Annotated in this window: 21 protein-coding genes; 9 read left to right on the top strand and 12 right to left on the bottom strand. The window is 74.9% G+C overall.

Translation table 11 applies throughout. The features are described from left to right. Positions 1-64: 64 nt before the first annotated feature. The 4 genes from AB0K43_RS08625 to AB0K43_RS08610 all read right to left on the bottom strand — a co-directional run bounded on the left by AB0K43_RS08625 (position 65) and on the right by AB0K43_RS08610 (position 5,272). Positions 65-703, bottom strand: coding sequence for a DJ-1/PfpI family protein (locus tag AB0K43_RS08625; protein ID WP_363637243.1), 639 nt, complete (start codon positions 701-703; stop codon positions 65-67). A gap of 182 nt (positions 704-885) precedes the next feature. Next, the gene (locus AB0K43_RS08620) at positions 886-1,866 is read right to left on the bottom strand and encodes a GlxA family transcriptional regulator (RefSeq protein WP_363637241.1); all 981 of its coding nucleotides are present in this window, start codon (positions 1,864-1,866) and stop codon (positions 886-888) included. Between the two features lie 235 nt (positions 1,867-2,101). Then, positions 2,102-3,532, bottom strand: coding sequence for a glycoside hydrolase family 16 protein (locus tag AB0K43_RS08615; RefSeq protein WP_363637239.1), 1,431 nt, complete (start codon positions 3,530-3,532; stop codon positions 2,102-2,104). Between the two features lie 366 nt (positions 3,533-3,898). After that, on the bottom strand, positions 3,899-5,272 hold the full coding sequence (locus tag AB0K43_RS08610) for a cation:dicarboxylase symporter family transporter (protein ID WP_363637237.1): 1,374 nt from the start codon (positions 5,270-5,272) through the stop codon (positions 3,899-3,901). Between AB0K43_RS08610 and AB0K43_RS08605 the strand changes: the two genes are divergently transcribed. The 7 genes from AB0K43_RS08605 (at position 5,259) to AB0K43_RS08575 (ending at position 11,917) form a co-directional block, all read left to right on the top strand. After that, positions 5,259-5,423 carry a hypothetical protein gene (locus AB0K43_RS08605; RefSeq protein ID WP_363637235.1) on the top strand — a complete coding sequence of 55 codons (165 nt, stop codon included), beginning with the start codon at positions 5,259-5,261 and terminating at the stop codon, positions 5,421-5,423. The genes AB0K43_RS08610 and AB0K43_RS08605 overlap by 14 nt on opposite strands. 78 nt (positions 5,424-5,501) lie before the next feature. Further along, positions 5,502-7,190: a sensor histidine kinase gene (locus tag AB0K43_RS08600; RefSeq protein WP_363637233.1), complete on the top strand. Its 1,689-nt coding sequence runs from the start codon at positions 5,502-5,504 to the stop codon at positions 7,188-7,190. Next, the gene (locus AB0K43_RS08595; RefSeq protein WP_363637231.1) at positions 7,187-7,885 is read left to right on the top strand and encodes a response regulator; all 699 of its coding nucleotides are present in this window, start codon (positions 7,187-7,189) and stop codon (positions 7,883-7,885) included. The genes AB0K43_RS08600 and AB0K43_RS08595 overlap by 4 nt, the downstream gene beginning before the upstream one ends. Before the next feature lie 100 nt (positions 7,886-7,985). Continuing rightward, positions 7,986-9,779, top strand: a complete 1,794-nt coding sequence (locus AB0K43_RS08590; RefSeq protein WP_363637229.1) for an MFS transporter — start codon at positions 7,986-7,988, stop codon at positions 9,777-9,779. 16 nt (positions 9,780-9,795) lie between these two features. Then, positions 9,796-10,260, top strand: coding sequence for a MarR family transcriptional regulator (locus tag AB0K43_RS08585; protein ID WP_363637227.1), 465 nt, complete (start codon positions 9,796-9,798; stop codon positions 10,258-10,260). Between the two features lie 165 nt (positions 10,261-10,425). After that, a complete protein-coding gene (locus AB0K43_RS08580; RefSeq protein ID WP_363637225.1) occupies positions 10,426-10,629 on the top strand; it encodes a ferredoxin in 204 nt (67 codons plus the stop codon). A gap of 46 nt (positions 10,630-10,675) precedes the next feature. After that, positions 10,676-11,917: a cytochrome P450 gene (locus tag AB0K43_RS08575; protein ID WP_363637223.1), complete on the top strand. Its 1,242-nt coding sequence runs from the start codon at positions 10,676-10,678 to the stop codon at positions 11,915-11,917. 103 nt (positions 11,918-12,020) lie between these two features. On the opposite strand, the gene AB0K43_RS08570 is transcribed toward AB0K43_RS08575, so the two are convergent. The 3 genes from AB0K43_RS08570 to AB0K43_RS08560 are packed head-to-tail and all read right to left on the bottom strand — an operon-like array spanning position 12,021 to position 14,647. Further along, positions 12,021-13,052: an NAD(P)/FAD-dependent oxidoreductase gene (locus tag AB0K43_RS08570; RefSeq protein ID WP_363637221.1), complete on the bottom strand. Its 1,032-nt coding sequence runs from the start codon at positions 13,050-13,052 to the stop codon at positions 12,021-12,023. Next, on the bottom strand, positions 13,049-13,573 hold the full coding sequence (locus tag AB0K43_RS08565; RefSeq protein WP_363637219.1) for an isoprenylcysteine carboxylmethyltransferase family protein: 525 nt from the start codon (positions 13,571-13,573) through the stop codon (positions 13,049-13,051). Before AB0K43_RS08565 ends, AB0K43_RS08570 begins: the two co-directional genes overlap by 4 nt. A 6-nt stretch (positions 13,574-13,579) precedes the next feature. Further along, complete coding sequence (locus AB0K43_RS08560) at positions 13,580-14,647, bottom strand: 3-oxoacyl-[acyl-carrier-protein] synthase III C-terminal domain-containing protein (protein ID WP_363637217.1); 1,068 nt, start codon at positions 14,645-14,647, stop codon at positions 13,580-13,582. 99 nt (positions 14,648-14,746) lie between these two features. On the opposite strand from AB0K43_RS08560, the gene AB0K43_RS08555 reads away from it, so the two are divergent. Next, positions 14,747-15,607 (top strand): UbiA family prenyltransferase, encoded by an 861-nt coding sequence (locus tag AB0K43_RS08555; protein WP_363637215.1) that lies wholly within the window; start codon positions 14,747-14,749, stop codon positions 15,605-15,607. A 40-nt stretch (positions 15,608-15,647) separates the two neighbouring features. Here AB0K43_RS08555 and AB0K43_RS08550 read toward each other — a convergent pair whose 3' ends face one another. From AB0K43_RS08550 to AB0K43_RS08535, 4 genes are all read right to left on the bottom strand, one after another. Then, positions 15,648-16,289, bottom strand: coding sequence for a fasciclin domain-containing protein (locus AB0K43_RS08550; RefSeq protein ID WP_363637213.1), 642 nt, complete (start codon positions 16,287-16,289; stop codon positions 15,648-15,650). A 124-nt stretch (positions 16,290-16,413) separates the two neighbouring features. Next, complete coding sequence (locus tag AB0K43_RS08545; RefSeq protein ID WP_363637211.1) at positions 16,414-17,997, bottom strand: molybdopterin-dependent oxidoreductase; 1,584 nt, start codon at positions 17,995-17,997, stop codon at positions 16,414-16,416. Positions 17,998-18,132: 135 nt separating this feature from the next. Continuing rightward, complete coding sequence (locus AB0K43_RS08540; protein WP_363637209.1) at positions 18,133-19,626, bottom strand: SDR family oxidoreductase; 1,494 nt, start codon at positions 19,624-19,626, stop codon at positions 18,133-18,135. A 165-nt stretch (positions 19,627-19,791) separates the two neighbouring features. Next, on the bottom strand, positions 19,792-20,118 hold the full coding sequence (locus AB0K43_RS08535) for a rhodanese-like domain-containing protein (protein WP_363637207.1): 327 nt from the start codon (positions 20,116-20,118) through the stop codon (positions 19,792-19,794). Positions 20,119-20,155: 37 nt separating this feature from the next. Between AB0K43_RS08535 and AB0K43_RS08530 the strand changes: the two genes are divergently transcribed. Next, complete coding sequence (locus tag AB0K43_RS08530; RefSeq protein ID WP_363637205.1) at positions 20,156-20,770, top strand: helix-turn-helix domain-containing protein; 615 nt, start codon at positions 20,156-20,158, stop codon at positions 20,768-20,770. Positions 20,771-20,826: 56 nt separating this feature from the next. On the opposite strand, the gene AB0K43_RS08525 is transcribed toward AB0K43_RS08530, so the two are convergent. Next, positions 20,827-22,752, bottom strand: coding sequence for a hypothetical protein (locus AB0K43_RS08525; protein WP_363637203.1), 1,926 nt, complete (start codon positions 22,750-22,752; stop codon positions 20,827-20,829). Positions 22,753-22,938: the final 186 nt, after the last annotated feature.

Here is a 22,938-nt window from a genome sequence, read left to right as displayed (position 1 = left end):
ACCGGGCGGGGGCGACCGGGCGGGGGCGACCGGGTGGGACGGGGGAGAGTGGCGAGGGGTGGGGTCAGGAGGTGAGGAACTCCGGTGCCCGCCTGCGCAGGGCCGCGACCAGTTCGGCGGGCGCCGTCGCCGGGGTGCCCGCGCGGTAGGGCGGTTCGGGGGCGTACTCGGTGAGCAGCTGGATCGCCTGCGCGGTCTGGTCGCCGGCGATCCGGCCGGCCAGCGACAGGGCGAGGTCGATCCCGGCGGACACCCCGGCGGAGGTCGCGTACTTGCCGTCGATGACCACGCGATCGCTGGAGGGGGTTGCTCCGAACGTGGGAAGTTGGTCGAGCGCCAGCCAGTGCGAGGCGGCGGTCCTGCCCTTCAGCAGGCCGGCGGCGGCCAGCAGGAGGGACCCGGTGCACACCGAGGTGGTCCAGGTGGTTGTCGCGTCGAGGGTGCGGATCCAGTCGAGCAGGGGCTCGTCCGCCATCAGCGCGGCCTGGCCGGGGCCACCCGGCAGGAGCAGGATGTCGGCCGCGCGGACCTCGGCGAGCGGGGCCTCGGCTACCAGGGAGAGGAAGCCGGTGTCGGACCGGACCGGCCCGCTACGGGCGGCGGTGAACGTCAGCTCCGCGCCGGGCAGGCGGGACAGCACCTCGTACGGGCCGACGGCGTCGAGAGCGGTGAAGCCGTCGTAGAGCAGGATCGCGATCTTCATGGGCGTGACCGTTCGCGTAGTGGTTGACATGTGCGAAGTCATGAATGTTCACGTCTGCGTGAACGTGTGGGGGCGGCAGAGCATTCACGAATTGGTGAATAGTTTTGGAGAGGTGAATGATCGCTGGATAGCAAGCATTCACGAGGGCGTGAACGTTCATGCCCAGGCTCAGCGGACCAGCCTCAGCCGACCAGCCTCAGCGGCGTCGGCGGTCGGAAGCGCCGCCGGTACTCGGAAGGCGGGATCCCGAGCCCGCGGACGAACGCGCGCCGCATCGCCTCGGTGGAGCCGTACCCGGCGGCCCGCCCGATCTCCTCGACCCCCTGCCCGGTCTCCTCCAGCAGCCGGCGGGCCGTCTCCAGCCGCACCCCGTCCACGTACCGCCCCGGCGGCACCCCGACCTCGGCGGTGAACGCCCGGGCGAACTGCCGCGGTGACAGCGCCGCCCGCGTGGCCAGCGCGTTCACCGAGAGGTCGGCGGCCGGGTTCTCGCCGATCCACCGCTGGACCTCGCGCAGCGGGTGCCGTTCGGCGAGCTGTCCGGCGAGGTGCGTACTGAACTGGGCCTGGCCGCCCGGCCGGCGCAGGTACATCACCAGGTGCCGGGCGATGGCGAGGGCCGGTGCCCGGCCGAAGTCCTCCTCCACCAGGGCGAGGGCCAGGTCGATCCCCGCGGTGACGCCCGCCGAGGTGGAGACCCGGCCGTCCCGGACGAAGATCGGCTCCGGGTCGAGCCGGACGGCGGGGAAGCGGCGGGCGAAGGTGTCGCAGTACGCCCAGTGGGTGGTCGCCCGGTGCCCGTCGAGCAGTCCGGCCTCGGCGAGCAGGAAGGCGCCGGTGCAGACGGACACCACCCGCTCGGCCCCGGCGCCGAGTTCGGCGATCCGCCGGACCAGGTCGGGCGAGGCCGGACCGCGGGTGCCCCGCCCGCCGGGCACCAGCAGGGTGTGTGGCGTCGGGGCCAGGTCCAGGTCCTCGTCGGGCACCACCGTCAGACCGCTGGACGAGCGGATCGGCCGGCCGCCCGGGCTCGCCGTACGCACCTGGTAGCCGCCCGACACGGCGCCTCTGGTCCGGGCCGCGCTGAACACCTCCAGCGGGCCGGTGACGTCGAGGCTCTGGACCTCGTCGAACAGGACGATGAGGACGTTCCGGGTGGGCATGGGCCCAGCCTGGCAGTGCGGGTCCGACGGCAGCAAGGTCGTCCTTCCCACCTTTCCTGCCATCGCTCGACCCGAGGTCGTCCCGGGGGCGTCCCAGGGGCGTCCCCGGGGTTCGGATCGGCGCGCGGTCGCCCGGGAACGCCGAAGGCCGACCCGTCGGCCCCCTGCTGTGGGGCGGGGCGACGGGTCGGCCCGGGGCCGCGGCCGCTCGGTGTGAACGGCGCCGCGGGTGCGGTCAGTGCTGCCAGACGCGCACGTAGTCGACCTGCATGTCGGCAGGGGCGACGGTGTTGCCGCTGGTGCTCTCGACCGCGTTGTTGAGGATCAGGTACTGCGGCGAGGAGCTGATGCCGGTGGTGATCTGGCCGACCTTCACGCCGTCGTAGTAGTACGTGACCGAGCCGGGCGCCCACTCGGCACCGTAGGTGTGCCAGCCGGTGAAGTTGCCGGGGGCGCAGGAGCCCGGGCCGCCGGACGGCGAGTGGTAGTGGTAGCAGGCGCTGCCGCCCAGGCCCTCCATGATGTCGTTCTCACCGTCGGCGGGCCAGTTCTGACCGTCGGTCCAGAACGCGGGCCAGTTCGCGACCTTCGAGCCGGCGGCGGGCAGGTAGATCCGGGCCTCGAAGGCGCCGTAGGTGAACTGCGCCTTGCCGTTGCTCTGCACCATGCCGGAGCGGTACGGGTAGGTCTTGCCGCCGGCCGTGGTGTCCTGCTGGACGGCCGTCAGGTGCAGGCTGCCGCCGCTGACGGTGGCCTGGGAGGGCGCGTACGCGGCCTGCTCGGAGGTGTTCACCGGAGGGGTGGTGCAGGTCGCGCAGCCCAGCCAGTTGGGGGTCCACTTGGCGGAGTCGACCGTCGAGCCGTTGAACTCGTCGGCGAACACCGAGCGCCAGCTGCCGGCGATGCCGGCCGGTCCGCCACCGGGGGCGGGGGTGGCGGTCGGGCTGCCGGTGGGCGTGGGGGTGACCGTCGGCGTGGCCGTGGGGGTCGGCGTCGCGGTCGGGCCGAGCGTCGGCTTGGCGGTCGGGCTGAGGCTCGGCGCCGGGGTGGTCGGCGTGGCCGTCGGGCTCGGCGCGAGGGTCGGCTTGCCGGTCGGCGACGGAGTGGTCGACGGTGTGGTCGACGGCGTCGACGAGGGCTTCGGGGTGGCCGTCGCGCTGGGTGCCTTGGTGGGCGTGGCGCTCGGGGCCGGCGTCGGCGTCGGGCTCGGCGTCGGGGTGACCGTCGAGCCGTTGGACGTGAAGGTGGCGGTCGGCGTGAGGTTGTGCCAGGTGTTGTTGGCCTTGTACGCCACGAAGTACTTGTACGTGCCGGCCGGGAAGGTCCGGGCCTCCGGCTGGAAGGTCTGCTGGGCGGTCCCGAGGGTGCCCGAAACCGCGCCCCGGAAGTCGTAGTTGGCGCCCGCGGCGTCGCGGACCGCGATGGTCAGCGACTGGACCGACAGGGTGCGGGCGGAGTGCAGCTTGGCCGTCGCGGTGACCTGCGAGGTGCTGCCAGGGGCGGCGGGCGTGATGGTGAGCGAGTCCACCACCACCGGCTCGGCGTTGCGGGCCGGGGCCGCCCACGCGGCGCTTCCGGCGCCGACGGCGGCGACCGCGAGGCCGATGGCGACCAGCCGTCGGCGGACGGCCGGCGCGGGGCGGCGGTGCTTCGAGTGTCTGGGCATGCTGTGGGGGGAGCCTTTCGTTTCCCCCCTCGGACAGGACCGGACCACGCCCCGGCAGGGGAGGCGGTGGGCCGTTCAGTCGAGGAGCCTGCGGGACGCGACCGCCGCCGCGCAAGCTCGACCGAACGGCCCTTCGGGTGCGATCAGGTCGTACACCTGCCTAAAACCGCTGGTGGGCGCGGTGCCGGCGGACCTGGGCGGGGGGCCTGTGACATCGACCACAGGTGGCGTTGGTCTCAAGGGAGTTGGCAGCGGGGCCGGGCGGTGCCGACGGCTTGGCGGGGCCGGGCAGCGCGGGGCGGTGCGGGCGGTCCGGCGGCCCGGGGGAGCGGGTCGCCGGACCTGGGGGCCGGGGGGCGGGGGCTGTCAGGCTGCGGTCTTCTCCAGGCCGGGCGCCTCCTGCTGGGCGGGCAGCTCGGTGGTGTGGCCGGTGTCCACCAGGGTCGTCTCGTCGAACGGGAGCCGGCCGGCCAGCACCTCGCGCATCCGGTCGTGGTCCAGCTCCTTGGTCCAGTGACCGATCAGGACGGTGGCGACCGCGTTGCCCGCGAAGTTGGTGAGCGCGCGGGCCTCCGACATGAAGCGGTCGATGCCGACGATCAGCCCGACGCCGTCCACCAGCTCGGGCCGGTGCGACTGCAGACCGCCGGCGAGGGTGGCCAGGCCGGCCCCGGTGACGCCGGCCGCGCCCTTGCTGGCGATCACCATGAAGACGAGCAGGGAGAGCTGCTGGCCGAGCGGCATCGGCTTGTCCAGCGCCTCGGAGATGAAGATCGACGCCATTGTCAGGTAGATCGCGGTGCCGTCCAGGTTGAAGCTGTAGCCGGTCGGCACGGTGATGCCGACCACCGGGCGGCTCACGCCGACGTGCTCCATCTTGGCGATCAGCCGGGGCAGCGCGCTCTCCGAGGAGGAGGTGGACAGGATCAGCAGGAACTCCCGGCCGAGGTAGCGCAGCAGGGCGAAGACGTTGACCCCGGCCACCAGGCGCAGCAGCAGCCCGAGCACCACGACCACGAAGATCGCACAGGTGGTGTAGAAGCCGATCATGATCATCGCGAGACTCTTCAGGGCGGCGGTGCCGGTCGCTCCCACCACCGCGGCCATCGCGCCGAACGCGCCGACCGGAGCCAGCCACATGATCATCGACATGATCCGGAACACCAGTCGCTGCAGGTGCTCGACACCGCGCAGCACCGGGGCGCCGACGCTCCCCATCGCCTGCAGGGCGAAGCCCGCGAGCAGCGCGACCAGCAGGGTCTGCAGCACCTTGCCCTCGGTGAGGGCCGAGAACATCGTGGTGGGGATGATCCCGAGCAGGAAGTCGGCGGTCCCGGTGGCACCGGCCGTGGCGGCCTGGGCGTGGCCGGACTTGGCGAGCGCCGCCGTGAGGTGCAGGCCGGAGCCCGGGTCGATCAGGTTGCCGACCACCAGGCCGATGCCGAGCGCGGCCGTCGACATCACCAGGAAGTAGCCGAGGGCCAGGCCACCGACCCGGCCGACCTTGGCGGCCTTGGTCACCGAGCCGACGCCGAGCACGATGGTGCAGAAGATCACCGGGCTGATCATCATCTTGATCAGGTTGACGAAGCCCGTACCGACCGGCTTGAGCTCGACCGCGAAGCCGGGGGCGAGCAGCCCGACCGCGATGCCGCCGAGGACGGCCGCGATCACGGCCAGGTAGAGGAAGTGGGTCCGGTCGGACCGTCTGGTCCGGACCCCTGCGGTGGTCGTCGTCATCCTGCGGCTCCTTTGCCCTGATGTCCTGGTGGCGGTGCTGGCGGTGCTGGTTGTGCTGGTGGCGCGGGTGGCGCGCGGGCGGGGGTGGCGGCGCCGCGCCCGGGTGGTGGGCCGGGCCGACCGGCCGATCCGACTATGGGCGCCGGCGTGACGGTCGTCACGTTTGCGTTCATAGAGTTCACGCGGCCGACCCCCTTGCCCCACGGCCCGGTCAGGGCAGACTGTCCGCATGACCCCGCACCCGAGCCGCCCCTCGCGCCGCCGGCTGCGCAGCCTGGCCGGTCAGCTCTTCGCGGTGCAGATCGTGATCGTGACCGCCGTGGTGGCCGGCGGCGCGGTGCTGGCGTACCTGTTCACGGCCGACCGGGCGGAGAGCGCCGCACTGCGCCAGGTCCGCGCCGCGGCGGTCGCCGTGGCCGACTCGCCGACCGTCCGGGCGGCCGCGGTCGGACCGGACCCCTCGGCGGTCCTCCAGCCCTACGCCGAACAGGTCCGGCAGGACACCGGGGTGGACTTCGTCACCGTGATGGACACCCACGGCATCCGCTGGGCGCACCGGGATCCCGCCCAGATCGGCAAGCCCTTCCTCGGTCACATCGACCAGGCGCTCGCCGGGCGGACCTTCCCCGAGACCTACACCGGCACGCTCGGCCCCTCCGTCCGGGTGGTCACGCCGGTCTTCGACGAACAGCGGCGGGTGGTGGCACTGGTCAGCGCGGGCATCACGGTCGAGGCGATCAGCGACCAGCTGCGCGGGCCGATCCTCGCCCTGACCGCGGTCGCGGTCGGCGCCCTCGCCTTCGGCGGTCTGGGCACCTACCTGGTCGGCGCCCGGCTGCGCCGGCACACCCACGGCATGGGCGCCGCCGAACTCAGCCACCTCTACGACTACCACCAGGCCACCCTGCACTCGGTGCGCGAGGGCCTGGTGCTGATGGACGGCGCGCACCGGGTGCTGCTCTGCAACGACGCGGCCCGCGAACTGCTCGGCCTGTCGGGGGAGTCGGAAGGGGCCGTGGTGGACGCCCTGGGGCTGCCCGACTCGCTGGTCCGGGCGCTGCTGGCGCCCACCGAGGTCCGGGACGAGGTCCACCTCACCGTCGACCGGGTGGTGCTGCTCAACACCTCGGCCATCGGGCCGGGGCTCGGTACCGTGGTGACCCTCCGCGATCACACCGAACTCCAGGGCCTCACCGGCGAGTTGGACTCCGTCCGCGGCTTCGCCGAGGCGCTCGGAGCGCAGGCGCACGAGGCCGCCAACCGGCTGCACGCCGTGGTCTCGCTGATCGAACTCGGCCGCCACCGCGAGGCGGTGGAGTTCGCCACGGCGGAGCTCGCCCTCGCCCAGCAGCTCACCGACCGGGTGGTGGCCGCCGTCGGCGAGCCGGTGCTCGCCGCGCTGCTGCTCGGCAAGGCGGCCCAGGCGGCCGAGCGCGGGGTCGAACTCGTGCTCACCGAGGACAGCCGGATCGACGACGGCGTGCTGCCCACCGAGCTGGCCCCGCGCGACCTGGTCACCCTGCTCGGCAATCTGATCGACAACGCCGTGGACGCCGCCATCGAGAACGCCGCCCACCGGCCGGGCCCGCCCGAGGTCACCGTCACCGTCACCGCGCGCGCGGACGGGGCGGAGCTGCTGCTCAGGGTCGCCGACACCGGTGCGGGCATCGACCCGCAGGCCGCCGAGGAGGTCTTCCGGCGCGGCTGGACCACCAAGCAGCACGGCCGTGGCCTCGGGCTCGCCCTGGTCGCCCAGGCCGCCCGCCGCAACGGCGGCACCGTCGAACTCGGCCGCGAGCGCGGCGCGGTGCTCACCGTACGGCTGCCGCTGCGGCGCTCGGCTCCGGCGGCGAAGCCCGTACCGAGGTCCGCCGTACCGGCCGTACCGGCCGGGGCGGCGGCGGAGGTGACCCGGTGATCTCGGTCCTGGTGGTCGAGGACGACCCGGTGGCCGCCGCCGCGCACTCGCTGTACGTGCAGCGCACCCCGGGCTTCCGGGTCGCGGACACCGTGCACACCTGTGCCGACGCGCTTCGCCGGCTCGACCGGGCCCGGGCGGAGGGCAACCCGGTCGACCTCATCCTGCTCGACCTCTACCTCCCGGACGGCCACGGCCTGCGGCTGTGCCGCACCCTGCGGGCGGCCGGCCACGGCACCGACGTCATCGCGGTCACCTCGGCCCGCGACCTGACGATGGTCCGCCAGGCGGTCTCGGCCGGGGTGGTGCAGTACCTGCTCAAGCCGTTCGGCGCCGCGGCCCTGACCGACCGGCTGGACGGGTACGCCCGCTACCGCCGCACCCTCGGCCGCACCGGCGAGGCCGCCGGGCAGGACGAGGTCGACCAGGCCTTGGCCCTGCTGCGCACCCCCGAGCGCGCCGCCCTCCCCAAGGGGCTCAGCGCCCCCACCCTGGAGACCGTCGCGGGGGTGCTCCGCGAGGCGTCGGCCGGGCTGTCCGCCGCCGCGGCCGGCGCGGCGGCCGGCGTCTCCCGGATCACCGCGCGGCGCTACCTCGAACACCTGGTGGACGTCGGCCTGGCCGTCCGCGAGCCCCAGTACGGCCAGGTCGGCCGGCCGGAACTCTGCTACCGCTGGCGCGCGGGCCGGGCCTGACGCGGGCCTGGGCCGGGTCGAGCCGTGCCGGGCCCTTGCGGGAGCGGGCCCAGCGGGAAGATAGTTAGCTTAGAACAACTAACGACTTCGGGAGGCCGGCATGGGCGCGATGGCGCACGAGCATCCGCGGTACAAGTGGGTGGCGCTGTCGAACACCACGCTCGGGACGCTGGTGGCGACGATCAACAGCTCGATCGTGCTGATCTCGCTCCCGGCGATCTTCAACGGCATCGGCCTGAACCCGCTGGAGCCCGGCAACGTCAGCTACCTGCTCTGGATGCTGATGGGCTACATGCTGGTCACCGCCGTTCTGGTGGTGACGCTCGGTCGGCTCGGCGACATCTACGGGCGGGTGCGGATCTACAACGCCGGGTTCCTGATCTTCACCCTGACCTCGGTGGCCCTCTCGCTCGACCCGCTGTCCGGCGGGGGCGGTGCGCTCTGGCTGATCGCCTGGCGGGTGGCCCAGGCCGTCGGCGGTTCGATGCTGATGGCCAACTCGACGGCGATCATCACCGACGCCTTCCCCGCCCGGCAGCGCGGCATGGCCCTCGGGGTCAACATCGTGGCCGCCATCGCCGGCTCCTTCGTCGGCCTGGTCCTCGGCGGCGTGCTCGCCGAGTGGAACTGGCGCTCGATCTTCTGGGTCAACGTGCCGATCGGTCTGCTCGGCACCCTCTGGGCCTACCGCTCGCTGCGCGACACCGGCCTGCGCCGGCCGGCCAGGATCGACTGGTGGGGCAATCTCACCTTCGCCGTCGGGCTGACCGCCCTGCTGGCCGGGATCACCTACGGCATCCAGCCCTACGGCGGCCACACCATGGGCTGGACCAGCCCCTGGGTGCTGGCCGGCCTGATCGGCGGCACGGCCGTGCTGGCGCTGTTCTGCCTGATCGAGCGGCGGGTGGCGGAACCGATGTTCCCGCTGCGGCTGTTCCGGGATCCCACCTTCACCAGCGGCAACGCCGCGACCCTGCTGGGCTCGATCGCCCGCGGCGGGCTGCAGTTCATGCTGATCATCTGGCTCCAGGGCATCTGGCTGCCGCTGCACGGCTACCAGTACGAGTCCACCCCGCTCTGGGCCGGCATCTACATGATCCCGCTGACCATCGGCTTCCTGGTCGCCGGACCGGTGGCCGGACACCTCTCCGACAAGTACGGCGCCCGGCTGTTCGCGGCCGGCGGGCTGGCGGTGATGGCGGTCTCGTTCGGCGGGCTGCTGCTCCTGCCGACCGACTTCGACTACGGCTGGTTCGCCTTCCTGATCTTCCTCAACGGGCTGGGCGGCGGGCTGTTCGCGGCCCCCAACACCTCGCTGATCATGTCCAGCGTCCCGGCCGACGCCCGCGGTGCGGCCTCCGGGATGCGGGCCACCTTCCAGAACGCCGGCATGGTGCTCTCCATCGGGGTGTTCTTCTCGCTGATGGTCGCCGGCCTGGCCGGCTCGCTGCCGGCGGGCCTGAGCAGCGGGCTGACCGCCCAGGGGGTGCCGGCCCCGGCCGCCCACTCGATCGCCTCGCTGCCACCGGTCGGCACGCTGTTCGCCGCCTTCCTGGGCTACAACCCGGTCCGCCAGCTCCTCGGCCCCGACCTGCTCGCCCAGCTGCCGGCCGGCCATGCCCAGACCCTCACCGGCCGGGAGTTCTTCCCCCAGCTCATCGCCGGGCCGTTCCACGACGGCCTGGTCGTGGTCTTCTGGTTCGCCATCGCGCTCTCCCTGCTGGGCGCGCTCGCCTCGCTGGTGCGGGACCGCGCGGCCACCGCTGCCGCGGCGGCGGGTGCGGCCGGTACCGTGAAGGCTCCCGGCGACCCGGCGCAGGCGGAGCGGACGACGCAGGCGACGCAAGCGGCGCAGGCGACGAAGTCGGCGCCGGGGACCACTACGCGACCCTGAGGAGTACGTCCGGCCCATGGCGACCGACCCGACCTTGCCCGCGGCCGAACTGGCCCGGCTCCGCCTCGCCGTGTCGCGCCTGCACCGGCAGATGGTGCAGGCCTCCAGCCGGCTCGACCTGACCTTCGCCCAGCTCTCGGCGCTGGCCCGGATCGAGGCGCACGCTCCGATCCGGCTGGTCGACCTGGCGGCCCGGGAGCGGGTCGCGGCGCCTTCCATGATCCGTACCCTCGCCCCGCTGCACGCCGACGGCCTGATCGCCAAGGAGCCCGACCCGCAGGACCGCCGCTCGGCCCTGATCAGCGTGACCGCGCACGGCCGCGAGACCATCGCCAGGATCCGGCTGGAACGCTCCCAGTTGCTCGCCGAGCGGGCCGGGCAGCTCACCGCCGAGCAGCGGGACGCGCTGCTCGCGGCTCTGCCGGTGCTGGAACTGCTCGCCGAGGAACCGCGCGGCGGCGGTACGGCACCGACGAACTGACCCGCCCTCGGCAGAGTCGTCCCCGGTCGGAGGGGATCGAGCGGCGGCGCTTTCCGGCCAACTCGTGTCGCTGCGCGCACGGACCTTCGTATGCGGAGCTGGCTGGGTTACGGTGAATTAGTTGCCTTGCGAAACCGATTCACCCACCGGACCGAGGTGCCCACCATGCAGGTGACCGTCGATCAGGACCGCTGCTGCGGATCCGGCCAGTGCGTGCTGACCGTCCCCGCCGTGTTCGACCAGGGCGAGGAGGACGGACTCGTCCGGCTGCTCCAGGTCCGCCCCGGGCCGGAACTCGACGCCGACGTCAGGCTCGCGGCCGCACTCTGCCCCGGCGGTGCCATCACCGCGCACGGCGAAGGCGGCTGATCCCGGACCGGCCGGACTCCACCACGTCTGGAAGGAGCACAGCCGCATGACCACCGACACCCCGACCGCCCGCCCGGGCGGCGTCGACCCCGATGCCGCCGCTGTCGCGAGCGTCACCGTGCCCTCCGCGCACGGGAGTTGCCCGTTCGATCCGCCGCCGGCCTACCGGGAGGCCCACCAGGCCGGTCCGATCACCAGGATCGCCCTCTGGGACGGCGCCCCGTGCTGGCTGCTGACCGGCTACCGCCACTCCCGCGCCGTCCTCGCCGACAACCGGTTCAGCGCCGACGCCCGGCTGCCCGGCTTCCCGTTCATCACGCCCGGCCGCCGCGAGCTGGTGGCCCGCACCACCCCGACCTTCCTGCGCTTGGACGACCCGGAGCACGCCCGGCAACGCCGCATGCTCACCGGCGACTTCATCATCAAGCGGGTGGAGGCACTGCGCCCGCAGATCCAGCAGATCGTCGACGAGGCGTTCGACCGCATGATCGCCAAGGGCGGGCCCGCCGACCTGGTGCAGGAGTTCGCCCTGCCGGTGCCGTCGCTGGTGATCTGCCTGCTGCTCGGAGTGCCCTACGAGGACCACGAGTTCTTCCAGGAGCACAGCCGCATCCTGCTGGACATCAGTGCCGAGACCGAGCGGGTCGAGGCCTCCCAGCGGGCGCTGACCGACTACCTGGGCGAGCTCGCCGACCGCAAGCTCCGCGAGCCCGACGACGGCGTGCTCAGCCGGCTGGTCGCCCGCGGCGAGCTCAGCCGGGCGGAGGCTGCGTCGATGGGCCTGCTGCTGCTCATCGCCGGGCACGAGACCACCGCCAACATGACCGCGCTCGGCACGCTGGCGCTGCTGAGCAATCCCGCGCAGCTCGAACGCCTGCGGGCGCAGCCCGAGTTGATGAAGGGTGCGGTCGAGGAGCTGCTGCGCTACCTGACCATCGTCCATCTCGGCATCCCGCGGGTGGCGCTGGAGGACGTGGAGCTGGACGGCACGGTGATCCGGGCGGGCGAAGGCGTGCTGTGCATGGTGTCCACCGCCAACCGGGACTCGGAGCAGTTCGAGGACGGCGACGCGCTCGACGTCACCCGGGACGCCCGGCGGCACCTGGCCTTCGGCTTCGGGATCCACCAGTGCCTCGGGCAGCCGCTGGCCCGGGCCGAGCTGCAGATCGCCCTGGCGACCTTGCTGCGGCGACTGCCGAACCTGCGGCTGGCGGTGCCGTTCGACCAGGTGGAGCGGCGCACCGAGTCGGTGGTGCACGGTCTGCGGGCGCTCCCGGTGGACTGGTGAGCGGTGGACCGGTGAGCGGTGGGGCGGTGAGCGGTGCGGCGGTGAGCGGTCGGTCGACGGCCCGTACGCCGTAGGCCGCCCCGCTCTCAGGACCGCCCCGCCCTCAGGCCAGCAGGTTGACCCCCGCCCGGAACACCCCCGGCAGGCCGGCCGCGGCGGGGACGATCCGCGGTGCCAGCAGCGGCTGCCGGCGGGCCCACAGCAAGGTGCCGGTCAGCAGCCGGTAGCTGCGGGAGGCCCGCCGCCAGGCCCGTTCGTACTGCTCCGGCCGGCCCGCCGCCACGCACCGCACCAGCGCCTCGGCCGAGGCCAGCGCGACCGAGACGCCCTCCCCGGTGAGCGCGTCCAGGTAGCCCGCCGCGTCGCCGACCAGCAGCACCCGGCCCCGCACCCGCGCCCGGGCGCCCTGCCGCAGCGGCCCGGCGCCGCGGACGGCCGTGCAGGCGGCGGCCCCGGCCAGCCGGGCCGCCAGCGCCGGGAAGCGGCCGAGCTGCTCCTCGAACGGTGCCCGGTCGCAGGTCAGCACCGCCACCCCGACCAGCCCGGCGCCGAGCGGTGTCACATAGGCCTCGGCGCGCGCCGACCAGTACACCTCGACCAGCTCGCTCCACGGCGCCACCGCGTAGTGCCGGCGCAGCCCGTACCGGGGCTCGATGGCCGGATCGGGCGGGCGGTGCAGGCCGAGCGCGTGGCGGGTGGCCGAGTGCAGGCCGTCCGCCGCGACCAGGTGGCGGCAGGTCAGTCCCGCCGCCGTCACGGTGAACCGGCTCTGCCGGAACTCCCGGACCCGGACCGGCAGTACCCGCACCCCGAGCTCCTCGGCCCGCCGGGCGAGCGCCGCGTGCAGCACGGTGCGCCGCACCCCGAGTCCGGGCCCGGCGCGGAACTCGGCGGCGGCGCCCGGGCCGGGCCCGGCCGCGTCCAGATAGCGGATGCCGTGGAACGGCCGCCCGGGCACGCTCACCCCGAGCTCCCCGAGGGCGCGGACGGCGGAGGGCATCAGCCCCTCCCCGCAGGCCTTGTCCACGGGCGCCGGGCGGGGCTCGGCGACCACCGCCTCCAGCCCGGCCTGGGCGGCCCGGATCGCGGTGGCCAGCCCGGCCGGACCGCCCCCCGCCACCAGCAGGTCGATCACGTCGCCGCCACCACCCGGCCACCCGTCAGCGCCCGGTCCTCGCAGCGGATCCGCACCCGCAGCAGCGCGAGGTCGAGCACGGTGAAGCAGAGTGCCGTCACCCAGGCGGTGTGCGCCAGCGGCAGCGCGAAGCCCTCGACCACCACCGCCAGGTAGTTGGGGTGGCTCAGCCACCGGTACGGCCCCGCGGTCACCAGCGGCAGGCCGGGGACCACGATCACCCGGGTGTTCCACCGGGTGCCGAGGGTGCCGATGCACCACCACCGCAGCCCCTGCGCGGCGAGCGCCAGTGCCAGCATCGGCCAGCCCAGCGCGGGCAGGAACGGCCGGTCGGCGAGCGCCGGTTCGAGCAGGCAGCCGAGCAGCAGCGCGGAGTGCAGCAGCACCATCGGCGGGTAGTGGCCGCGCCCGTACTCGGTGCCGCCGAGCGCCAGGCTCCAGGCGGCGTTCCGGCGGGCGACCACCAGTTCGGCCAGCCGCTCCAGGGCGACCAGCAGGATCAGGACGGTGTACGCGGTCATCGGCGACTACCAGCGCAGGAGGACGAGTTCGGAGGCGAAGCCCGGGCCGAGCGCCAGCATCAGCCCGTACGAGCCGGCCGGCGGCGGGCGCAGCGCGAGGGTGTCGCGCAGGATGTGCAGCACCGAGGCGGAGGACAGGTTGCCGACCGAGGCCAGCGAGCGGCGGCTCAACTCCAGGGCGGAGGGCGGGAGTCCGAGAGCCTCGCCGATCGCGTCCAGCACCTTGGGGCCGCCCGGGTGGCAGATCCAGGCGCCGATGTCGGCGGGCTTGAGGTCGTGCGCGGCGAGGAAGCCCTCGACCTCCTCGCCCACGTGCAGCCCGACCAGCGAGGGCAGTTCGCCGCCGAGGACGATCCGGAAGCCGCTGTCGACGATGTCCCAGCCGAGCTGGTGCTCGGTGCCCGGGTAGAGCCGGCTGCGGGCGGCCACCACCGACGGTCCGGCCGACCGCCCGTGGGCCGGGTGCTCCGGGCCGACCGCGAGCAGCGCCCCGGCGCCGTCGCCGAACAGGGCGCCGGCCACCAGGTTGGCCGGGGAGCCGTCCGAGCGCTGGAGGGTGAGCGAGCACAGCTCGGTGGAGAGCAGCAGCGCCACCCCGTCCGGCCGGCCGGCCAGGAAGTCGTCCAGCCGGGCGAGCCCGGCGGCGCCCGCCGCGCAGCCCAGGCCGAAGACCGGGAGGCGCCGGATGTCCGGCCGCAGCCCCAACCGCCCGGCCAGCCGGGCCTCCAGCGACGGTGCGGCGATCCCGGTGACCGAGGTGGAGATCACCAGGTCGATCGAGTCCGGAGCCAGTGCGGACTGCGCCAGCGCGGCCCGCACCGCCTGCTCGCCCAGGTCCAGGGCGGCGGCGATGAAGGCGTCGTTGGCCTGCCCGAAACCGCTCAACCCGGCGTAGTCGGCGAGCGGGAGGACCAGGTGGCGGGTGTCCACCCCGGCAGAGGCGTGCACCCGGTCGAGGACCGCCCGGCTGCCGTCAGGAGGTAACCGCAGCGCGGTGGCTAGCGCGTCGGCCACCTCCGACTGCCGGTACCGGTGCGGGGGCACCACGCCCGTCACTGCCACGATTCGGTTCACCGGCTCAGCATAGGGAAGTTGTCGGACATACCCGCATCAATCGGTGCAACCGGGCGCGTCCCGCCCCGGACTCCGTCCGGCAGTCCCTAGCATCGAACGGTGTCCAACGAGCCCGTGCTGCCCGCGGCCGAGCGCCCCGCCGGCGTGCGGCTGTCCGGTGCGCTGCTGCGCGCCTGCCACCCGGCCCCGGCCGCCGCGGTGACGCTGTTCGCGACCGCGCTCGCCGCGGCCTGCGGGCGTGGGCCGGCCGGCTGCGCGCTGGTGGGCGGGGCGGTGGCGGCCGGCCAGCTGTCGGTGGGCTGGAGCAACGACCTGGTCGACCGCCGGCGCGATCGCGCGGCCGGGCGCCGCGACAAGCCGCTCGCCGCAGGGGAGTTGACCGCGTGGACGGTGCGCGGGGCGGCCGGCTGGGCGCTGTCCGGATGCGTACCGCTGTCGCTGGCGAGCGGCCCGGCGGCCGGGGCGGCGCACCTGGCCGGGGTGGCCGCGGCCTGGGCCTACAACCTGGGGCTGAAGCGGACGGTGCTGTCCTGGGCGCCGTACGCGCTGGCGTTCGGCCTGTTGCCGGCCTTCGTCACCCTCGGCCTGCCCGGGGCACCCTGGCCGCACCCGTGGGTGATCCTCGCGGCGGCCCTGCTCGGCACCGGGGCGCACTTCGCCAACGTCCTGCCGGATCTGGACGACGACCTGGCGGCCGGGGTGCGCGGCCTGCCGCAGCGGCTCGGGCGGGCCCGGGCCGGCGCCGCGGCCGCGGTGCTGCTGGGGGCGGCCTCGGCCGTCCTGGTCACCGCCCCGCCCGGCCCGGTCGGGGCGGCCGGTCGGGGCGCGCTGGCGGCGACGGCGCTGCTGGTGCTGCCCGCGCTGCTGCTCCCGCGCACCCGCTGGCCGTTCCTCGCGGCGCTGGGCGTGGCGGGGATCGACGTGGCGTTGCTGCTGGCCCGTGGCGCCGCCCTGACCTGAGGGTCGGGAGCAGGTCGGCGCCACGGGCGACCACGACCGGTCAGGAGGCCGGCATCAGCACGGTGTCCACGATGTAGACCGTCGCGTTGGCGGTCTGGACGTTCCCGCACAGCACCTTGGAGTTGGAGTTGACGGTGTAGGCGCCGGCGGAGCCGGCCGCCGTCAGGTCGGCGCCCTCCAGGGTCTTGTGGGTGCCGGCCAGCGAGCTCGGCGCGATGCGGTTCGGCGTGACGTGGTAGGTGAGCACCTTGGTCAGCTTGTCCTTGTCGGCCAGCAGCGCCTTCAGCTGGTCGGCGGGGACCTTGGCGAAGGCGTCGTTGGTCGGGGCGAACACGGTGATGTTCTGCGCCGAGTTGAGGGTGTCGGCGAGCCCGGCCGCGTTGACGGCGGTGACCAGGGTGGACAGCAGCGGGTTGTGCGAGGCGGCGGTGGCGACCGGGTCCTGGGCCATCCCGGCGAAGCTGCCCGAGCCGTCCTTCGGCACGGCCGCACAGGCGGAGCCGAAGGGGGCGTCCATCGCGGCGGCGGAGGCGGGCGCCGCCGCCGACGACGGCGCGGCCGACGAGGCGGCGGGAGCGCTGTTGGAGGAGGTGCCGCTGTCGCTGCTGCAGGCGGTGAGGCCGAAGGCGAGCGCACCGGCGGCCAGGACGGCGGCGAGGGACTGGGTGCGGGTGACGGACATGGGAGGTGCTCCTCGGGTCGGGTGAAGATCGGTCGGGTGAAGATCGGTCGGGTGAACGTCGGGTGGTGGCGGGCGGTCCGGGCACGGCGGTGCCGTCGCGCGGACCTCGGGCGGTGCGGGGGAGTCAGGTGACGGTGACCACCGTCGAGTGCCAGCCGGTGGCTCCGGAGGGGAAGGGCGTGGCTCTGGCCTGCGGTTGGACGGCGCCGGTCGCGTCGGTGGCGCGGACCTCGATCCGATGGGTGCCGGGCTCGGCCCCCGTCCAGTCGTAGCTCCACTGCCGCCACAGGTCGGGGCCGGCGTCCGCGGCCAGCCGGGCCTCGGCCCACGGGCCGCCGTCCACCCGGACCTCCACCGCCGCGATGCCGCGGTGGGTGGCCCAGGCGGTGCCGGCGAGCGTCACGTCCCCGGCGGGGACCTTGGCGAAGGCGGCCGGGACCTCGATCCGGGAGGCGGTGCGTACGGTGCCGGTGCGGTCCCAGCCGCGCCTGACCCAGTACGGGTCGTACCGGGCGAAGGTGGTCACCTCCAGGTCGACCAGCCATTTGGTGGCCGAGGTGTAGCCGTACAGGCCGGGCACCACCGAGCGGCACGGGAAACCGTGCGCGACGGGCAGCACCTCACCGTTCATCGCGATCGCCAGCAGGGCGCTGCGCCCGTCCAGCAGGGCCTCCAGCGGGGTGCCGATGGTCATGCCGTCCTGGGAGCGGCCGACCAGCTGATCGGCGCCGGACCGGACGCCGGCCTGCCGGAGCAGGTCGGGCAGCGAGACGCCGAGCCAGCGGGCGGTCGACACGTACGGGCCGCCGACCTCGTTGGAGACGCAGGACAGGGTGTGGTCCAGCTCGTGCAGCGGGCGCTTGAGCAGCTCGTCGAAGCTGATCGTGACGGGGTGGTCGACCAGGCCGTGCAGCCGCAGGCTCCAGCGCCGCGGATCGATCTTCGGCACGGTCAGGGCGGTGTCGACGCGGTAGAAGTCGGGGTTGGGGGTGGAGAAGCCGGCCAGCCCCGGCACCCCGGGATGGGTCGCCACCGGGAGCGGGGGGAGCGGCTCGGCCGGGGGCGGCAGCCGGACCGCCTCCCGGGCGGCGGTCACGTCGGTGCGGCTGTCGGAGAAGGCGCGGCCGCCGAAGCCCGCGAGCGCGGCGAACGCGACCGTACCTCCGGTGGCCACCAGGACCGCGCGCCGGCTCGGTCCGACCGGCGCGGGGGTGGGTATGGTGGTCGCCGCCCGCAGCAGCACGGCCAGCCGTACCAGCGCGACCGCACCGACGACCCCCGCCACGACCGAGGGCAGCGCGTCGGCCGCGGTCGAGGTCGAGCGGGACAGCGCCGCCCATACACCGAGCGCGCCGAAGAGCGCGAAGACCGCCGCGCCGGCCGCCGGCCGGCGGGCCGCGAGCAGCCCGGCGAGGGCGGCGAGCGCGGCCATGGTCAGGTAGATCCCGCCGAGCAGCACCGGTTTGTCGTTGGTGCCGAAGGTCCGGACGGCGTACTCCTTGAGCGGGGTCGGCGTCAGATCGATCGCGGCGGAGCCGACGGCGATCACCGGCGCGCTGTCCGGGCCGGTGAGGGCGGCCACCAGTTCGCCCGCCCCGACCGCGGCCGCGGCCGCCGCCAGCCCGGTCGCCGCGGCGCCGGCCGCGCGCAGCAGGCGTCGGCGAAGGCCTCGGGCGGGCGCCGGCTCGGTGGTGCTCTGGTGGCTCACGTCCTGGATTCGGTGCGGTGGCCCCGCCGGATGGGTCCGGATGCGAAACTCACCCCTGCGGGTGAACACGCCCTGCCGCGTGCCTGGTTGGCGTGGTCGTGGGTCAACCTGCCGCCGCGCGAGCCGGGTTCGGGGTCAGGGCAGGACCCGGGCCCGCTCGGTGATGTTGCGGGCCATGCCGCCGAAGACGAAGGAGTGGAACGGGGCGACGGACCACCAGTAGGCGTGCCCGGCCAGTCCGTGCGGATGGAACAGCGCGCGCTGGCGGTAGATGGTGCCGCCCCACCCGTTGTCGTCGACCCGCAGCTCCAGCCAGGCCAGGCCGGGCAGCCGCATCTCGGCGCGCAGTCGCAGCAGGCTGCCGGGCTCGATCTCCTCGACCCGCCAGAAGTCCAGCGAGTCGCCGACCCGCAGCCGGGCCGGGTCGCGCCGGCCCCGGCGCAGGCCCACGCCGCCGACCATCCGGTCGAGCAGGCCGCGGACGGCCCAGGCGAGCGGGAAGGAGTACCAGCCGTTCTCGCCGCCGATGCTCTCGACCACCCGCCAGACCGCCTGCGGGGAGGCGGACACCTCGCGCTCCTTCAGGTCCTGGTAGAGGCTGCCGCCGGCCCAGTCCGGGTCGGTCGGCAGCGGGTCGCTGGGCGCGCCGGGCAGCGAGGCGGAGGACCAGCGGGTGGTCACGTCGGCGTCCTGGATCCGCTTGAGGGCCAGCCGGACGGCCTGCTCGAAGCCGATCAGGCCGTCGGGCGGATCCGGCACGTACGCCGCGATGTCGTGCTCCCGGCAGACCACTTCGTGCCGCAGCGACTCCACCAGCGGCCGGGCGATCGCGTTGGGCACCGGCGTGACCAGCCCGACCCAGTGGCTGGACAGGCGCGGGGTGAGCACCGGGACGGGGACGATCACCCGGCGCGGCAGCCCGGAGACCTCGGCGTAGCGCAGCATCATCTGCCGGTACGTCAGCACCTCGGGGCCGCCGAGGTCGAAGCTCCGGTTGACCTCCGCCGGCAGGCCGGCGGCCCCGACCAGGTAGCGCAGCACGTCCCGGACGGCGATCGGCTGGATCCGGGTGTCCACCCAGTTCGGCGTCACCATCACCGGCAGCCGCTCGGTCAGGTGGCGCAGCATCTCGAACGAGGCCGAGCCGGAGCCGATGATCACCGCCGCGCGCAGTTCGGCGGTGGGGACGCCGCTCTCCCGCAGCACCCGGCCGACCTCGGCCCGGGAACGCAGGTGGGGGGAGAGCTCGTGCTCCGGTACGCCGGGCGGCACCAGGCCGCCGAGGTAGACGATCCGTCGGACCCCGGCCCGGGCGGCGGCCGCCCCGAAGGCCCGGGCCGCGTCCCGGTCACGCTGCTCGAAGGAGGGGCCGGTGCCGAGCGAGTGCACCAGGTAGTACGCCACCTCGACACCGTCGAACACGCCGTCCAGGGTCTCGGGCCGGGTGACGTCGGCGGTGGCGGTCCGTACGGCTTGGCGCCACGGCTGGTCGCGGAGCCGGCCCGGGTCGCGGACCAGGCAGCGCACCCGGTACCCCTCGGCCAGCAGGCCGGGCACCAGCCGGCCGCCGAGGTAGCCGGTGGCGCCGGTGACCAGGCAGAGCGGGCGTCCGGTGGGCTCGTCGGTCATCTGCGCTCCCCGTGGGGTGGAGGACTCGGTGGGGTCTGCGGTCGCCCGGTGGGTGCGCGGTCCTGGTGGGTGTGCGTCCCCGGTGGGTGTGTCCCGCCTCCCAGCCTCCTGGAAGTCCGCCGAAGGGGCCAACCGGCCGGGCCCTGGCCGGTCGGCCCGCCCGGATCAGGCCGTCTCGACGGGCAGCCCGGCCTCCACCCAGTCCTGGATGCCCTCGCGGTACTTGCGGACGTCGGTGTAGCCGAGCGCGGTCAGCCGGTCGGCCACCTGGCCGCTGTTGGGGCAGGCCGGGTTGGAGCAGTAGGTGACGATCGCGGCGTCGCGGTCCGGGAGCAGGGCGGGCGCCTGGGCGTCCACGTCGGCGCGGACCAGGGCGACGGCGCCGGGCAGGTGCTGCTGGGCGTAGTACTCGCCGCCGAGCGTGTCCAGCACGGTCACGGCGCCGGCCGCGATCGCCGAGGCCAGTTCGTCACGGGATATGAGTGCGGTCATGGCAGTGCCTCCAAAGGAATCGGACTACAGTCCTCTTGTGACTCACGACAGTAACGGACTGCAGTCCGGTTCCGCAATGCCGCTGGAACTCCTGCGCACGCCGCCGCCCAAGGAGCGTGCCGACGCCGCCCGCAACCGGGCCGCGGTGCTGGAGGCGGCTGCCCGCCTCTTCGCGGAGCAAGGGGTGGAGGCGGTCTCGATGGACCAGGTCGCGGCGGCCGCCGGCGTCGGCAAGGGCACCCTGTTCCGCCGCTTCGGCGACAAGGCCGGGCTGGCCGCCGCGCTGCTGGACGCCCGCGAGCGGGTGCTCCAGGAGGCCGTCCTGCACGGGCCGCCCCCGCTCGGGCCCGGCGCCCCGGCCGACCTGCGGGTCGACGCCTTCCTCGACGCCTATCTGGACTACCTGCTGGAGCACCTGCCCCTGGTCCGGATGTCGGAGACCGCCTCCCCCGGCGCCCGCTACCGGATCGGCGCCTACCGGTTCTGGCACCGCCACCTGGCGATCCTGCTCGCGGGCTCCCCGGATCCCGACCACACCGCGCACGCCCTGCTCGCGGCCGTCGCCGGTGAGCACGTCGCCGCGCTGCTGCCGGAGCTCGGCGCGGAGCGGATCCGGGCGGGGGTGAAGCGGCTCGCCCGCGCGGCACGCTGAGGCGCCCGGCCCCGGTCCCGGGGCGAGGCGCTGCGGCGCGGTCCTGCGGCGCGGTCCTACGGCGTGGGTGAGAGCGGGCCGATCCGGGTGTCGTCGTCCAGGGTGGCCGTCACGGTGGTCGGGTCGGCGGGTGGGTGTTCGAGGGCCAGGGTGTGGTCGGGGGCCGGGTGTTCGGAGCCGCCGAGCGGGCCGGTGACGGTGAACCGGGTGACCCGGCGGCTGCCGGCGGCCAGCAGGTAGTCGTGGCCGTCGGGAGAACGCCACCTGGTCCAGCCGACGGTGTGCTGGTCGAAGCGGCTGCAACCGCGCCCCTCGGCGAGGGCGGTGCGGCGGGCCGGGTCGTCCGGTCGGGAGGCGGGGAGCAGCAGGTCGGTGGCGGCCGAGCCGGTGCCGTTCCAGCGGTCGGTGCGCAGGCAGACCCAGGTGGCGGTGCCGGCCTGGCGCGGCAGCGGCTGCTGGGCGAACGCCCAGGCGTTCAGGGACTTCACGCCGGGTGCCCGCTCGGGGACGGTGCAGGCGGTGCGGGCCCAGGTGAGCAGGGCGTCGGTGCCGGTGGCCTCGCGTGGGGAGCGGGCCTCGCCCTGCTGGGGCGGCGGGGTGTAGGTCAGGTGGGCGGGCAGCAGGCCGCCGACGTCGGCGAGCAGGAAGGCGTGGTTCTCGGCGACCGTCCGGGAGGAGCGGAGCTGGAGCACCGCGCCGTCCAGGCAGCCACCGGGCGTGCCGGTCGGGACGGGGACGGTCAGCCCGTCGGTGCGGTCCACGGCCCGGGCGGGGGAGTTCGGCTCGCGCAGCAGTCTGGTCTCCGCGCTCTCCACCCAGGGGGCCAGCAGGAAGCGGGAGTTGACCCCCTCGCGGCGCAGCACCACGGCGGCGCCGGTGACCACGTCGGAGTCGTCCGCCCGGGCCAGCAGCAGGCCGCCCGCCGGGCCGTCCGTGTAGCGGGCGATCCGGCCGCCGTCGTACAGCAGCACCACGGCCGCCCCGCCGACGCGGCCGGCGAACAGCAGGTGCGGGGCGCTGATCGGCGGGCCGGGCGGGGTGCCGGGCTCCAGCTGGAGGTGTCCGGTCCGCCAGGCGTCCACGGCTCGGGCGACCAGCTCCTCGTCGCCGAGCAGGTCGCCCCGGGCCGGCCAGGCGGAGAGGTCGAGGCGGGCGGTGCGCTGCCAGAGGTCGGGCGCGGCCCGCAGCGCCCTGGTCGGAGCGGTGCCGCCCGCGGCCGGGACCTGGTCGTCGGAGGTCGGCCGGCCGCCGCGGGCGGGAGCGGGCGGGGTCGGCAGTGGCAGCGCCCAGGCGGTGCAGGCCGCCAGCACCAGCGCGCCGCCCACCGTCAGCCGGGCCGTCCGCCGGCGTCGCAGCAGATCGCCGGGGCGGACCCGGACGGTGCACGGGTCGAACCGGGTCGAAGAGGCCAACTCCTCCGGCAGCAGCGGGGATTCGAGGTTCAGCCGGTCCGCCTGGCGGAGTGCGCCGCCCGCTTCCGGCACCCCGGCGGCGGTGAGCAGCCGGGCGGTCGCGTCGGGCGACAGCTGTTCGGCCCGGCGCAGCGCGTACGCGGCCCGGCCGGCGGGGGAGAGCGCCGCCAGGGCCCGGTCCACCGCCAGCTCGGCGGCCGTCCCGTCGGCGGTGAACAGCCGCAGCCCCCAGACCCGGGGCAGCAGCCCGATCCTCGGCCGCCGGGCCGCGGCCAACGCCCGGCGCACCACCCGCACCCGCAGCGCGGCGTACAGCGCCTCCGGGTCCTCGGCCCGCACCGCGCCCCGGCCCGGCAGCGCCCGCTGGACCACCCCGTGCGCGGTCAGCAGCCGCCGCCTGCGGTCGGGCCCGGCCGGCAGGATCAGGTACGCGATCCTGGTCAGCCGCCCGTAGTGGCGCACCAGCGAAGCCTCGGCGTCACCGAGCCCACCCGCACCCCGGCCACCCGCACCCCGGCCGAAGGCCCGGGCCGAGGACTCGACGGCGCGGCGCAGTATCTGACGGTCCATCGGATCGGCTCCCGGTGGGGCGGCTCGCAGGGGCAGCGCGCCCGGCGTGGTGCGTTGCAGATCATCCAACGAGTCGATCATGCGATGGTTGCGGCAACCGGCTGATCCGTCGGTGTGGTCGGCTTGTCGCGCAGGGGTCGGCCGATCCGTGGCACCCACCGGCGGGCGGTGACCGGTCGTCACGTG

It is taken from the genome of Kitasatospora sp. NPDC049258, assembly GCF_040678895.1.
Lineage (GTDB): Bacteria > Actinomycetota > Actinomycetes > Streptomycetales > Streptomycetaceae > Kitasatospora.
Note: the sequence above shows the minus strand (reverse complement) of the source record. Positions and strands in the feature narration are given on the sequence as shown.

Coding starts and splice junctions, on each gene's coding strand:
- AB0K43_RS08615 (WP_363637239.1), bottom strand. CDS start 3,532: ATGCCCAGACACTCGAAGCACCGCCGCCCCGCGCCGGCCGTCCGCCGA.
- AB0K43_RS08565 (WP_363637219.1), bottom strand. CDS start 13,573: ATGACCGCGTACACCGTCCTGATCCTGCTGGTCGCCCTGGAGCGGCTG.
- AB0K43_RS08550 (WP_363637213.1), bottom strand. CDS start 16,289: ATGTCCGTCACCCGCACCCAGTCCCTCGCCGCCGTCCTGGCCGCCGGT.
- AB0K43_RS08620 (WP_363637241.1), bottom strand. CDS start 1,866: ATGCCCACCCGGAACGTCCTCATCGTCCTGTTCGACGAGGTCCAGAGC.
- AB0K43_RS08525 (WP_363637203.1), bottom strand. CDS start 22,752: ATGGACCGTCAGATACTGCGCCGCGCCGTCGAGTCCTCGGCCCGGGCC.
- AB0K43_RS08585 (WP_363637227.1), top strand. CDS start 9,796: ATGGCGACCGACCCGACCTTGCCCGCGGCCGAACTGGCCCGGCTCCGC.
- AB0K43_RS08535 (WP_363637207.1), bottom strand. CDS start 20,118: ATGACCGCACTCATATCCCGTGACGAACTGGCCTCGGCGATCGCGGCC.
- AB0K43_RS08540 (WP_363637209.1), bottom strand. CDS start 19,626: ATGACCGACGAGCCCACCGGACGCCCGCTCTGCCTGGTCACCGGCGCC.
- AB0K43_RS08600 (WP_363637233.1), top strand. CDS start 5,502: ATGACCCCGCACCCGAGCCGCCCCTCGCGCCGCCGGCTGCGCAGCCTG.
- AB0K43_RS08580 (WP_363637225.1), top strand. CDS start 10,426: ATGCAGGTGACCGTCGATCAGGACCGCTGCTGCGGATCCGGCCAGTGC.
- AB0K43_RS08610 (WP_363637237.1), bottom strand. CDS start 5,272: ATGACGACGACCACCGCAGGGGTCCGGACCAGACGGTCCGACCGGACC.
- AB0K43_RS08625 (WP_363637243.1), bottom strand. CDS start 703: ATGAAGATCGCGATCCTGCTCTACGACGGCTTCACCGCTCTCGACGCC.
- AB0K43_RS08575 (WP_363637223.1), top strand. CDS start 10,676: ATGACCACCGACACCCCGACCGCCCGCCCGGGCGGCGTCGACCCCGAT.
- AB0K43_RS08590 (WP_363637229.1), top strand. CDS start 7,986: ATGGGCGCGATGGCGCACGAGCATCCGCGGTACAAGTGGGTGGCGCTG.